Annotated in this window: 10 protein-coding genes and 6 pseudogenes; 5 read left to right on the top strand and 11 right to left on the bottom strand. The window is 67.0% G+C overall.

Features of this window, described 5'->3' with window-relative positions; translation table 11 throughout:
• The first annotated feature begins 154 nt into the window (after window positions 1-154).
• Both ACZ50K_RS35455 and ACZ50K_RS35450 read left to right on the top strand, forming a co-directional pair.
• A complete protein-coding gene (locus ACZ50K_RS35455) occupies window positions 155-445 on the top strand; it encodes a DUF6087 family protein (protein ID WP_468911123.1) in 291 nt (96 codons plus the stop codon).
• A gap of 60 nt (window positions 446-505) precedes the next feature.
• Window positions 506-1003 carry a recombinase family protein gene (locus tag ACZ50K_RS35450; RefSeq protein ID WP_468911130.1) on the top strand — a complete coding sequence of 166 codons (498 nt, stop codon included), beginning with the start codon at window positions 506-508 and terminating at the stop codon, window positions 1001-1003.
• On the opposite strand, the pseudogene ACZ50K_RS35445 reads toward ACZ50K_RS35450, so the two are convergent.
• The 4 genes and pseudogenes from ACZ50K_RS35445 to ACZ50K_RS35430 form a co-directional block, all read right to left on the bottom strand.
• Window positions 991-1796: pseudogene (locus tag ACZ50K_RS35445) on the bottom strand (transposase family protein). The gene ACZ50K_RS35450 and the pseudogene ACZ50K_RS35445 sit on opposite strands and share 13 nt — an antisense overlap.
• Window positions 1797-3459: 1663 nt before the next feature.
• On the bottom strand, window positions 3460-3711 hold the full coding sequence (locus ACZ50K_RS35440) for a DDE-type integrase/transposase/recombinase (protein ID WP_468911122.1): 252 nt from the start codon (window positions 3709-3711) through the stop codon (window positions 3460-3462).
• Window positions 3712-4206, bottom strand: coding sequence for an IS3 family transposase (locus tag ACZ50K_RS35435; RefSeq protein WP_468911120.1), 495 nt, complete (start codon window positions 4204-4206; stop codon window positions 3712-3714).
• Complete coding sequence (locus ACZ50K_RS35430; RefSeq protein ID WP_468911117.1) at window positions 4203-4571, bottom strand: transposase; 369 nt, start codon at window positions 4569-4571, stop codon at window positions 4203-4205. Before ACZ50K_RS35430 ends, ACZ50K_RS35435 begins: the two co-directional genes overlap by 4 nt.
• Window positions 4572-4793: 222 nt before the next feature.
• Here ACZ50K_RS35430 and ACZ50K_RS35425 point away from each other — a divergent pair, with 222 nt between their 5' ends.
• Window positions 4794-5840: a glycine-rich protein gene (locus tag ACZ50K_RS35425; protein WP_468911127.1), complete on the top strand. Its 1047-nt coding sequence runs from the start codon at window positions 4794-4796 to the stop codon at window positions 5838-5840.
• A gap of 317 nt (window positions 5841-6157) precedes the next feature.
• Here ACZ50K_RS35425 and ACZ50K_RS35420 read toward each other — a convergent pair.
• Together ACZ50K_RS35420 and ACZ50K_RS35415 are read right to left on the bottom strand one after the other, a co-directional pair.
• A pseudogene (locus ACZ50K_RS35420) lies at window positions 6158-6271 on the bottom strand (IS481 family transposase); the annotation flags it as partial.
• A 153-nt stretch (window positions 6272-6424) separates the two neighbouring features.
• Complete coding sequence (locus ACZ50K_RS35415; protein ID WP_468911114.1) at window positions 6425-6799, bottom strand: hypothetical protein; 375 nt, start codon at window positions 6797-6799, stop codon at window positions 6425-6427.
• 345 nt (window positions 6800-7144) lie between these two features.
• On the opposite strand from ACZ50K_RS35415, the gene ACZ50K_RS35410 reads away from it, so the two are divergent.
• Together ACZ50K_RS35410 and ACZ50K_RS35405 are read left to right on the top strand one after the other, a co-directional pair.
• Window positions 7145-7426 carry an HU family DNA-binding protein gene (locus tag ACZ50K_RS35410; protein ID WP_468911112.1) on the top strand — a complete coding sequence of 94 codons (282 nt, stop codon included), beginning with the start codon at window positions 7145-7147 and terminating at the stop codon, window positions 7424-7426.
• Window positions 7427-7914: 488 nt separating this feature from the next.
• Window positions 7915-8304: a ParA family protein gene (locus tag ACZ50K_RS35405; protein ID WP_468911110.1), complete on the top strand. Its 390-nt coding sequence runs from the start codon at window positions 7915-7917 to the stop codon at window positions 8302-8304.
• Window positions 8305-8490: 186 nt separating this feature from the next.
• On the opposite strand, the pseudogene ACZ50K_RS35400 reads toward ACZ50K_RS35405, so the two are convergent.
• From ACZ50K_RS35400 to ACZ50K_RS35380, 5 genes and pseudogenes are all read right to left on the bottom strand, one after another.
• Window positions 8491-8898 (bottom strand): annotated as a pseudogene (locus tag ACZ50K_RS35400) (hypothetical protein); the annotation flags it as partial.
• Window positions 8897-10059, bottom strand: a pseudogene (locus tag ACZ50K_RS35395) (IS3 family transposase). The pseudogenes ACZ50K_RS35395 and ACZ50K_RS35400, both read right to left, overlap by 2 nt.
• Window positions 10060-10120: 61 nt before the next feature.
• Window positions 10121-10726, bottom strand: coding sequence for an ATP-binding protein (locus ACZ50K_RS35390; protein ID WP_468911107.1), 606 nt, complete (start codon window positions 10724-10726; stop codon window positions 10121-10123).
• A gap of 87 nt (window positions 10727-10813) precedes the next feature.
• A pseudogene (locus ACZ50K_RS35385) lies at window positions 10814-11122 on the bottom strand (integrase core domain-containing protein); the annotation flags it as partial.
• 4 nt (window positions 11123-11126) lie between these two features.
• Window positions 11127-11399, bottom strand: a pseudogene (locus ACZ50K_RS35380) (IS30 family transposase); the annotation flags it as partial.
• Between the last annotated feature and the right edge of the window lie 246 nt (window positions 11400-11645).

Here is an 11645-nt window from a genome sequence, read left to right as displayed (position 1 = left end):
CCGCATCGACTCCACCCTGGTGACGTCCCGGCTCAACACACTGCTGGACGCCGCCCGCCCCTACAAGACCACCGTCGTCCACGACGTACGCGCGACAGCGCGGGAACTCGCCGCCGCACGCCCCACTACCATCGCGGCCTGAGAGCATCGAGACATGGTCAAGCACCGCCGACCCGGCCCCCCGAACCAACCCTCCCGCGCCGTCCCCCGAATCGATACCGACGATCCCTTCGCCGCGTACGACAAACGCCGCCGGCCCCCGATGGACATCCACCGCCGCCACCGGCCCGTGCACGGTGGCGCCGGACACCTCCGGCCCGACGAAGCGCGCGTCCTGGAAGAATGGAACGGGTTCGCGTACGAACCCGTCGGCACCGCCCCGAACCTCACGGCGGCGCGGCTGTGGGTAAACGAACTCCAGAGCGACAGCGGCCCCGCCGCCTGATAACCCTGGCGCGCGCTCAATCCGTGGCGCTGCGGGTCCGGCGCCGTCCGCGCCGGCAACATCGGCAACACCCTGGTCGCCCGCGGCGTCGGCCTCTCCCTGGGAGGCAGCGCCTACAACCTGGCCGACCCCATGTCCAGGATGTTCTTCAACATGCCTGCCGTTTTCGCCGAGTTCGAGGCCGACCTGCTGAAGATGGGCACCCGCGAGGGCATGGCCGTTGCCCGCGCCCGTGGCAAACTCATGGGCCGCCAGCCCAAGGTGCCAGCATGCCGCGGCCGAACGCGTCCGCATGCACGCCACCGGCGACAATTTGATCGCCGAACCGATGGAGGTGTTCTCCGTAGACCGCGCCACCGTATACCGCGTCCTGGAACGCGCCGGTCACAGCCGGACAGGAGGAGCGGCATGAGACGCCGCGAGTCCGAGCTCGACCGGGACATAGCCGCACTCCTGGCCGCCCGGGCCTTCACCGAGATCCGCCATCTAGCCGGAAGCACACCGCACGAATCGGGAGACAGCCCCGAAGAGACAATGAACCCTTTTCATCCTGAATAGGTGCAGGTCAGGAGGGTATGGATAGCCTTCACGATGATGCCGATGCGGTTGGTCGAGCATCGTGCCCGTCGGAGGATCTTCCACGATTTCAGAAGGGCGAAGGCGCGTTCGCCGGGGGCTCTGAGGCGGGCGTGGTCGCGGTTGAACTGCTGGTAGTGGGCAGGCTGAATGCTGTGGTGGTAGTAGGGGGTGCGGACGGTGGCGCCAGCTCCCTGATAGGCCCGGTCGGCGAGGATGAGGATCTGCCGGGTCAGGCAGGCCTGGACGATGCCGTGGGCCCGGGCCGCGGTCAGGTCATGGGTCCGGCCCGGCAGCACACGGGAGAACCACAGGGGTGTGCCGTCCGGGCGGGCGATGACCTGCACGTTCATCCCATGGTGGCGGTGCTTCATCGAGTCGTACGGCTCGTCGGCGCCGACGCGGTCCGTCGGGATGAGGCTGCCGTCAACGATGATGAAGTCGCCTTCACCCAGACCCACCAGGGCTTCGTGGAGGCCTGGGGCCCACGCGGCGAGCACATCCAGGGTCTCGTCGACGTACCGCCAGGCCGTTGCCGTGGAGACACCGAAACCGGCTGCGAGCTGCGGGAACGTCTCGTTTTTGCGTAGATGGGCCAGGGCCATGAGGGCCTGTTTGAAACAACCCAGGCGACGCCAGGGAGAGTTCAGCTCCCGCCGACGGGCATGCAGCAGCCACGAGACATGCTCGACAAGCTCGTGGGGGACGTCGAGCATGGAACAATACGGAACCAACAGGGCCCCTCGGACGCCGGTGTGCTGAGTGAAGTCACCACGCCAACGACCAGGGGCCCTGCCACGTCACCGACACCCCGCCTCACCTGCACGTTCACCCCTTCAGCGCCAGGATGAAAAGGGTTCACTCACGTAGTGCAAGCGCTCCCCGATGGCGTGGTGCACCAGGTGATCACCACCCTGTGGCCGATATTCGCGTCAGAGTAGCCTGGGTTCTGAGCCATAGGGGCGACGTAGTCCGACCCGCCTCCTCCACCTGCGCCACCGGAGTTCGCGCTCCCGCCCCCTCCTCCGTAGAGGCCGCCGCCGCCGCCACCACCACCGTCATTGAGGCCTGCACCCGCCCCACCCATACCCAGGGACCCGTTGAACCCTGGCACATCACCTGCGCCTCCTGCACCGCCACTTGACTGGCCTCCCCCCTGGCCGCCCTCGCTCAGACTCCCTCCGAGCGCGGGAAGGCCGGGCAACCCCGTCGGATAGCCAGCACCCCCACCCAGGCCACCCGGGCTGTGCAGCACGGAACCTCCTCCCCCGCCACCGCCCCCGCCGCCAATGATCAGCCGCGATGCGAGAGAGCCTCCCAGCCCCCTCGGGACGGTCCGAACATCGCTCGCCCCTCCGCCGCCCCCGCCGCCAGCAAAGAACACGTCACTGCCTGAGCTGCCTCCCTTGCCGCCACCGTTGAATCCGCCGCTGCCTCCGCCACCGAAGAAACCTCCGGCCTGCCCATTGCCGCCGACGTAGACGAAGAGGTTGTCGCCGCCCTGGATGGTGCCACTGCCGACCGGAAACGTCGCCGAAACGGAGTCCCCGTAGTTACCTTCGGCACCGTCAGCGCCCGAACCATTGCCTCCATTTCCTCCGACGGCCACCACATCAATCTTTGTCAGGCCCCTAGTGGTAGGTACCTGGAACTGATAGGACCCGCGAGAGGTCGCCACCCATGAACAGTGCCGCTGGGGAGATGACGGGGGGTCACACTGTGGGGTTACGGAGCTGGCTACATCATCTTCCTCGGACACCGGCGGAGCGTTGGGGGGCGTACCAGGGGTGGTGTTGATTGTTGAACCGATAATGTTGTCACGGCCCGCCGTGTTGATGTCACGTCCGGCGACCTGATTGCCGTTGCCGTGGATTCCCGGAGGCGGCGGCTCGACCGCCGCATAGGCGACAGAAGACCCACACAGAAGCAAAGTGACAGCCGTCACGGTAGTACGAGAAAGCCGACGATTCACTGAACGAACTCCTTACGGACTAGGCCACGAACCCGCGAACAAGAACAGTCAACACGCACCATGTACAGCCCCCCGCAAGACAGCGCCAACCACATCGGCAACACACCCTGTTGGACCTACCGTCTGTACGGTCAACGGCCCTGTCCCGGTGTGGGTGAGGATGGTCAAGGTGGCCAGGATCCCGCCGATCGTGTCCATCACGGCGGCGACGTGTACGTGTTTGTGCGTGTCGACGCCGACGACGACGTGCCCGGACCTGGGCTGCTCGATGGTCTGCACGATGTTCCTTCCGGCCGGTAGCGTGGGAGGTCACGCTGTCGCCGGTCGGACGGACAGGACTGTCACGGGGACGCTTTGGTGAGTCGGCTCCAGGTCACGTCCGTCCGGCGGCAGCGCTTGCTGCGTGCCCGGCCGGGCGGTCGACAGATCAACGCCAGGACACCCTCAGGGTCAGTCATAGCAAGAGTCAGACCAGCCCGGCCGGGACTACCCGATCCTTGCGGGATCCGGCGCGAAAAGACTGACAGTCGTAGCTCGACCCGACACGCCCCATGCTCATGCGGATGCCGAAACCGTCGCTGACCTGGGCGAACGCCGCGGAGGTGTACTGCGAGCCCCTGTCCGCATGGAAGATCACTCCCTCGACCCGGCCGCCGCGGGTGGCCACCGCCATCGTGAGCGCGTCGGTGACCAGCTCGGTCCGCATGTGCGTGGCCATCTAGTAGCCGAGTACCCGGCGCGAGCAGATGTCCAGGACGAAGGCCAGGTAGAGCCATGTGCCGCCGACCTGCACGTATGTGATGTCGCCGCACCACTTCTCGTCCAGGTTCCCGGCGGTGAAATCGCGTCGGACCAGGTTCGGGGCGGGCGGGGCGAGCCGGTCGGGAACGGTGGTGCGCTTGCGCCTGCGCAGGTGCCGGCCCTCGATCCCCTCGCGGCGCAAGAGCCGTTCGACGCGCTTGCGGTTGACCGTGGGCCCGAACCCGCGCAGTTCGGTGTGGACGCGGCGAGCCCCGTAGGTGCCGTTGTGGCTAGCGTGGATCTCGCGGATCTCCGCGACCAGGGCGTCGTCGTCCGCGCGGCGGACCGCACGGGCCTCGACGCCGGCCAGCCACCGGTAAAAGCCCGAGCGCGAAACCCGAAGGACACGGCATATCCGCTGCACGCCGAAGTCGGCGCGGTGGACGGAGATGAAGGTCCAGCGGCCGGTCATGCCCTCATCTCCTTCGCGAAATACTGGGCCGCCCGCCGCAGTATCTCCCGCTCGAGCTCCCACTCCTTCTCGGCCTTCAGTAGCCGGCCGAGCTCGGCACGCAGCCGCACGAGCTCCTCGTCCCGACTCTCGGCCGCCTCGCTGTCACGGCCGCGGCCACCAACACGGCCGGCCTGTTCATCGGCCTGACGCACCCAGGACCGCAACGTCTCGCCGGTCACCCCCACAGCCGCATACGTGCGCCGACCAGCGGCCGCGCGAAACAGCGCGACCGCGTCATTCCTGAACTCCTCCGGATACGGAGACCTACGTCCCACCAGGACACCCTTCCTCGGACCATCAAGATCCATTGTCAGAGTGTCCACACCCCAGGGGTCACCTCATTCTGGGCGCGACCCCGTAGGCGGGACCAGTGCTGAAGTTGTGAGGACCTTCCACGCAGCCAATGAGAGGCTCGTCGTGTTACGCCGTGTCGGTGAAGTCGTTCTCGAGGAGGCTGTGTTGTCGGAGCTCGTCGGTATCGAGGAAGTCTGATGGGGGCTTGATCCGCTATACATGAGAGGATTCGCCTGGTGAAGCCTTACTGGATGTCCCGGAGTATCGTGACCGCTATCGCGGTTGTGGTGATTTCGCCGCACGCGGCCATGGGTGCTGAGGGGCCACTTCCCCCCGTGGTTTTCGGTGACGGAAATCAGGTGTCTGGCCGCGATATTAATACCGCCGGCCGCGACAATCTCATCTCGAGCAACGTGATTGGTCGCACCGCCGCCTCACAAAGCTCGGTAGACGAGTCACAGGACGCTGGTGCCGCCCCGGTGCTCAATTGCACGAGTTTCCAGAACGTCAGAACATGTACGTGGTTGGCCACGTCCCAGGGCATGTACATGTTTGCTGTTGAACCAGACGTGACCTTCAAGGTGCGCGTAGTGGGTGGCAAGGGTGGGAACGGCAACGGTGAGAATGGGAGGCCAGGCGGCAGGGCAGGTGATATCACCGCTCTAATCCCGGCATCGGCCTTCGGCGGCCAGTCCACTGCAAGTGTTTATGTAGGAGGTAACGGCCAGAACGGCGAGGGCATCCAGGGTGGGCAGGGCGGCTTCAATGGAGGTGGTTGGGGCGGAAGTGGAGACGATGACGAGGCTGGCGCTGGAGGGGGCGGCGGAGCAAGCATTTTCCAAATGGCGAATGGCACACCGCTAGTCTTTGCTGGCGCTGGTGGTGGTGGCGGGGGTGCCTCCTGGGGTGACAAGGATGCTGGTGAGGGCGGAGACGTGGGGGTGAGGGGTGCAGACAGTCAAGGAGGAGCAGGCGGGGGTGGTGCGGGAACACTGGTTGCCGGCGGCGCAGGTGGTACGAGTGGCGTTCCCAACAAGCAGGGGGCCGACGGAGCAAATGGCACTGGGGGCGGCGGAGGATTTGATGACGACCCCGGAGGCGGCGGGGGAGGCGGATACTTCGGCGGCGGTGGCGGCGGCGCATCGGACGACTCCGGAGGCGGCGGTGGTGGCGGCGGCTCTAACTACATTGCCCCGATCATCACCCAATATACGATCTCACCAGCAACGCCGCCCGCGCACCAAGTTTTTATCACGTGGTGCACTAACGGTGACGGATCCGAATGCATTCCAGCATGATCCGTGCTACCCGGACACCGGTCGGCCTCCGGAGGTCGTCACGGGCTTCCGGAGGCCGGATGCGGTACCGGTCGTACTGCCCCTGTGAATGGGTGTGCTGGTGGCAGCGGGTGGGCGTCAGCATCGAGATAAAGGTCTTCCCTGTTCATGGCTGCCGGAAGTTGACCAAGCTGCTGCCACGGGGTGCCCATCACGAGGATGTCTGGCTGTCATGGGCGTGACTGTTCCAGTGCATGGCCCGTCGGTTGGCTGCGAGGGTGCTGGATACTCGTCGGCGCTTCTCCGGTTGGAGCCTGTGGCTGGGATGCTGCGGGGATGGGCCTGGTGCGCTTGTGGGTGACGCCGGCCGCGGCGAGGGTCTGGGTGAACAGCCTGGCCTTGTAGCAGGAGCCGTTGTCGGTCAGGACCCGCTCGACGGTGATCCCGTGGGCCGGGCGGCCCTGCGGTCGGCGTCCCCAGCGGAGGGGCAGGGCGGACGGTGCAGGCACATGGCGGTCCTCGGGAGAGTGGAAGCTGCTACGGCGGGGTGACGACGCGTCCGGACCGTCCGGCTGCGGACGCCGGCGTCGGGCGGGGAACGCGGATCAGGGGCAGGGCACGGGGAGGGGTTCCAGGAGGTCGATCAGGTCTAGGGCGGCCAGGGCCATCCGCCGCAGGGGAACCAGCGCCCCGGGCGGCCCGCGGAACTCCACGAGGGTCCGCGAGGCTGCGACGAGGTCGGCGTAGGCTTGGGGGGCGTGGTCCGGCGGGCGGATGCTGTGCAGCCGCAGGGGTTGGGCGCGAATCCGCTGGGCCAGGGCCGTCTCCCTCGGGTCCGGGGCGGAGTCGGGCCCGAGGACCGCTTCGAGGTCCTCGAAGATGGCGTCGAGGATCGCCGGCTGAATCGGTCGGAGGTGAGCCAAGATGCGCAGGAGCTCGTGCTCGGTGAGTTCGCGCCACTCGCCGTCCAACAGGCTCACTGAAGCCCCTGCGGTGTGCGGGTGCCGTGCTGGAGGACACACCAGACCCGGCCGTCGTCGGCCGACACACCCCAGGCCTCGGCCAGGGCATCGACCATGAGCAGGCCCCGGCCCCTCTCATCGAACGGCTCGGTAGAGCGCCGGGGAACCCACCGGCCGCCGGAGGACACCTCGATACAGAGGTCCGCCGTAGTGAGCCGCACCCGGACTTCGACCGTCTCGCCGACACCGTGCTGGAAAGCGTTGGGACTGGTCCACGTCGCTACCACGTCGCTGTGCCTCCAGCTGATGTGATTCAGTCCTGATGTCGTGCATCGCCCGGCTGGGAGAAACAGAGGAGCAGAAGTGAACCGCACGCAGTTGGTGGCCGTCCTCTCCGAACGCGCCGACGTGATCCATGAGGACGCCAACGCGATTTTGGCCGCGCTCGCCACGACGGTGTGTGAGGTCGTCGCCAAGGGCGACGAGAAGGTGGCAATTCCCGGATTCCTGACCTTCGAGCGGACGAACCGTGCCGCTCGCATCGCGCGCAACCCTCAGACCGGAGAGCTAATCGAGATTCCGGCGGGCCATGGAGTAAAGGTTTCGGCGGGTTCGAAACTCAAGGCCGATGCCAAGGGCGAGTAGGCCCCTGGCATCGGGGAGGGCCGGATCAAACCCTCTCTTCATGCCTCCTGAGCCCCAGAAGTTTCCATGCGAACCGCTGGCCCCATCATCACCAGGCTCTTACCGCCAGCGTGACGGCAGGCTCCCGGGGGACTCCCGGGAGCCTGCCCCCGCGTCAGAGGTGCGCCGCTCCGCCGGCCCCGAGGCGACGTCGCCCAGGCGGAGCGGGCGAAGCCGCGGTGGCGTCCTCGGCGTTTCGGTCCGGCAGGGCCTCGGCCGCCAACCGGCTCCGGCGGGCCGACACGGGGGCGGGCGGTACGGGGGTCGGGGCGGGGCCGGGGCCCAGGGAACGGCGCTGATCTGTCACGGGCCCAGTCTCGCCGCCCGGCCATCCCGCCCTTGATGCGGTAGCCCGACAACAAAACCCGCAGCTCAAAGGCTTGGTGATGGTACGCCGTTATGACGGCCCAACGGCATGACGGCATGCGGAGCCCGGTAGGTTGCCGGGCATGACGACCACCACTCGTGACGCGCTGCTGAACCAGAAGGGCGGCGTGGCCACGTCGACGACCACGCTGCACCTCGGTGGTGCTCTGGCCGCAGCCGGCCGCCGCACGCTCCTGGTAGACCTCGACCCGCAGGGGAACCCGACCGAGTTCATGGGGCTCGCCCAGCACGACCACCAGGCCGGGCCGACCCTGCCTCGAGCCATGCTCCAGCGTCCGGACGACCGGGACTACGCCCTCTCGCTCGTGCGCAAGCACTCGGAGAACCTGTACGCCATCCCGGCCTCGTTCGACATGTTCACCCTGTCGCGCGACCTGCACGCCTCCCGCTCCAACGAGGACCGGCTGATGACGCTGGAGGGGGTGGTGGTTGGTGTATCGGTTGCTGGCTGATCTGGTGTGTTGTGGGTTTGTTGAGAGCTCTATTGAACGGTTTCACGGGCCGGTTCGGGGTGTGTGACCTGGGAGTGTGTGTCCCGTGCTGAGTGTGGCCGGGTCGGTTGTGGATGGTTCTAGCGTGTAAGGGCTCGGCCAGTGTTTGTGCTGGTCAGGGCCTTTTCGTGTTGTCGGGGTGGTGGGTTAGCGGGTTCGGGTGGGGTGGTGGTGGGTTTCGGCGAGGTGGTCGAGTTGGATCGCGTCGAGGGTGGTTTTGGTGATGCGTTCGGTGCCGTCACTGATGGCGTTGATAGCGGCTTGGCGGATGAGTCGGGTGAGGCTCCCGATGCGGCCGGCGGTGCGTTGGTGGAGGTAGGGGGCGTGGCGGGGGAGGGCGCCGGGCTTGTGGTGGGTGAGGTCGAGGGCGTTTTCGATGTCGGTGATGATCTCGCGGAAGGGTTGGCGGGTGCCCGCGCGGGCGGGGAGTGGGCCACAGGTGACCAGGGTGGCGCGTCCGGCGAGTTGGGCGCCGCGGGTCCCGGTGAACAGGGGTGTGTCGGTGACGTTGATGCCGGCGTAGACGAACGTCGCGGGGAGGCGTTCGGTGAGGTCAGGCGATCGGGGATCGCTGGCCGAGGCGCGAGTGCCGACGGCGGGTGTTGTATCGGGTCAGCCAGCGGAAGGCGTCGAGTCTGGCCTCGCGCTCGCTCGGCCAGGCTTTGCGGCCTTTGAGTGTCTCTCTCTTGAAGGCGGCGTTGAAGCTTTCCGCGGCTGCGTTGTCCGCGCTGGAGCCGATCGCGCCCATGCTCTGCCGGACCCCTGCTGACCTGCAGATTTCAGCGAATGCCCTGCTCGAATATTGAGATCCGTGATCCGTGTGCATGATCACTCCGGCCAGGTTCCCGCGGGTCCGCTCGGCGACCGTCAGGGCGTCGATCACGAGCTCTGTCCGCATGTGGTCGGCGATCGCCCAGCCGGCCCATCGGCGTGAGACGAGGTCGATGACGGTGGCGAGGTAGAGCGGTTTCACGCCGCTGACCGGCAGGTATGTGATGTCGCCGACGTACTTCCTGCTGACCGCGGCCGCGGTGAAGTCACGGCCGATCAGGTCCGGTGCCTCGCCGCGGCCTGGTCCGCGACGGTGGTGCGGTGCCGGCGGCGCAGACGGACTCCCTCGAGCCCGATGGTCCGCATGATCCTGGCGACGCGCTTGTGGTTGACTGCCGGGCCGCCCTCGTCGCGGAGTTCCGCGGTAATCCTGGGGGCTCCGTAGGTGCCGTCGGAGTCCTGGTGGATTTTGCGTATCCGGGCCGCGATCTGGGCTTCGACACTCTGGCGGGCCGCTCTTGCTGCCGCGGTGCGGCGCCAGTAGGAGAAGCTCGACCGGGAAAGGCCGAGGATGTCGCAGAGCCGCTTCACGCCGTGCCGGCGCTGGTGATCCTGGACGAACTGGTAGCGGTTCACCAGCGCGTCTCCGTCGCGAAATACCGGGCCGCCTTGCGGAGGATGTCCCGCTCTTCCTCCAGCTCACGGATCCTCTTGCGGGCTGCGGCCAGCTCGGCCGGAACGGCGTCGGCGCCGGCCCGCGAGGCGGCCGGCGGTGCGGAGTGGGCGCCAGGTCGGCGGCCGTCGGCGGCCCGGATCCAGTGCCGCAGCGTCTCGGTGTTCACCCCGAGACCACCGGCGACCGACTTGATCGTCGCTCCCGGCCTCGACCGGTACAACGCGACCGCGTCCGCCTTGAACTCCGGCGGGGTAATGCTTCATCCCCACAAAGGACTCCGTTCTCCTGGACCATCAAGATCCAAGGGTCTCCGGTGTCCAAGATCCGGGGTCAAGGCCCGTCTTTGATGAGGTCGGCGGTTTGGGCGCCGGTGGTGGTGCGGGGGTTGAGGCGGTGGATTTCGTCGACGAGGACGAGTTGGATGCCGGCCGTGGTGTAGGTGTGGCAGACGGCGTCGGTGATCTGGGTTTGGGTCATGCGCGCGGTGACGGGGATGGCGAGGTAGCGGGCGAACTCGGTGATGAGGGTTTTCGCGGTGGCGCCGGGCGGGACCAGGACGTAGGCGACGGGTACCGCAGCGTGGGCTGATCCGGGCGGGGCGGGGTTTTTGCGTTGGTGGGCGAGGTGGCAGGCCCAGCCGACGTGGAGGAGGGCCGTTGTTTTCCCGGCTGCGGCGGGCCCGGTGACGATCAGGGAAGGGCGTGCGGTGGCCTGCTGGTGACGGCCGAGGATCATCAGGGTGCGGACCTGGGTGGCGAGGGTATCGATGGCGGGTGTGCGGATGGTGACGAAGCGGGAGTGGTAGGCGAGGCGTTCTTCAACGCTGCGGGGCGGGTCGCCAAGCTGGGGTGGGGCCGGGGGGTCGGTGGTGGCGAAGCGCTGCCAGCCGTTCCAGGTGGTCAGCGGCCAGGGACGCCTCGACCGTGCCGCTGCCACCTGTGCCGGCTCGTGTTGTGCTGCTCGGGTTCGGTGTCGTGGGGTGAACCGTTCCGACTTTTCTGCCGGTGGTTTGTTGGCCGGTGATCAGTCGGCTCGTGGTTCTGTGTCAGCGTAGTGAGCTGCCTCGAACTCTGTGGGGCTGATCATGCCGAGACTTCCGTGCAGCCGGCGGTTGTTGTACCACTCGACCCACGAGCCGGTGGCGTACTCGACGTCAGAGACCGTTCTCCAGGGACCGTCGTGGAAGACCTTGGTTCGCATGCACTCCGCCTTGTAGAGACCGTTGATCGTCTCCATCAAGGCATTGTCATACGCGTCTCCGACGCTGCCGATCGAGGGGCGGATGCCCTCGATGCTCAGGTGTTCGGTGAAGCGCACACTCGTATATTGGGCGAGTTCAACCAGTCGTTGCAACACCGGGCTGTTGCAGCGAGCGTAGCTGCTCTTCGAAGACTTCGGCCGGCGTCCGCCAGCCGAGGACCTTGCGGGGCCGGTTGTTGATCGCCATGGCGACGGCTTCGAGGTCCGTGGACGACCAGCGGGAGAGATCAGTTCCCTTCGGGAAGTACTGACGCAGTAGCCCGTTCGTGTTCTCGTTCGTCGGTCGTTGCCAGGGCGAGTGTGGATCGGCGAAGAACACCTTCGAGGCGGACCCTCTCTCTATCTCGGCACAGCGAGGATCGACGAGCTCGTCAAGTTCGACGCGCCAGGTCAGGTCCAGGCCGAAGCTGCCGAGGCGAACCAGCAGCTCGGCCAGGGTCACGTAGTGCTTTCCGTGCCAGGTCGGAAACGTGATCCCCTTCATGTTCGCCTCTGCTTCGGCTGTGTAGCGCGACATGCGACCCCCTTCGCTCAGCGAAGACTAGGCCACAGCCGTGATCGGCTTTCACGACCCATCGGACGGCTCCTAGAGGCG

The organism is Streptomyces sp. NPDC033845, from assembly GCF_055576225.1.
Note: the sequence above shows the minus strand (reverse complement) of the source record. Positions and strands in the feature narration are given on the sequence as shown.

Excerpts from the sequence above, each read along its gene's own strand:
- ACZ50K_RS35455 (WP_468911123.1), top strand. The coding sequence starts at position 155 with ATGGTCAAGCACCGCCGACCCGGCCCCCCGAACCAACCCTCCCGCGCC.
- ACZ50K_RS35440 (WP_468911122.1), bottom strand. The coding sequence starts at position 3,711 with ATGGCCACGCACATGCGGACCGAGCTGGTCACCGACGCGCTCACGATG.
- ACZ50K_RS35435 (WP_468911120.1), bottom strand. The coding sequence starts at position 4,206 with ATGACCGGCCGCTGGACCTTCATCTCCGTCCACCGCGCCGACTTCGGC.
- ACZ50K_RS35425 (WP_468911127.1), top strand. The coding sequence starts at position 4,794 with ATGTCCCGGAGTATCGTGACCGCTATCGCGGTTGTGGTGATTTCGCCG.
- ACZ50K_RS35405 (WP_468911110.1), top strand. The coding sequence starts at position 7,915 with ATGACGACCACCACTCGTGACGCGCTGCTGAACCAGAAGGGCGGCGTG.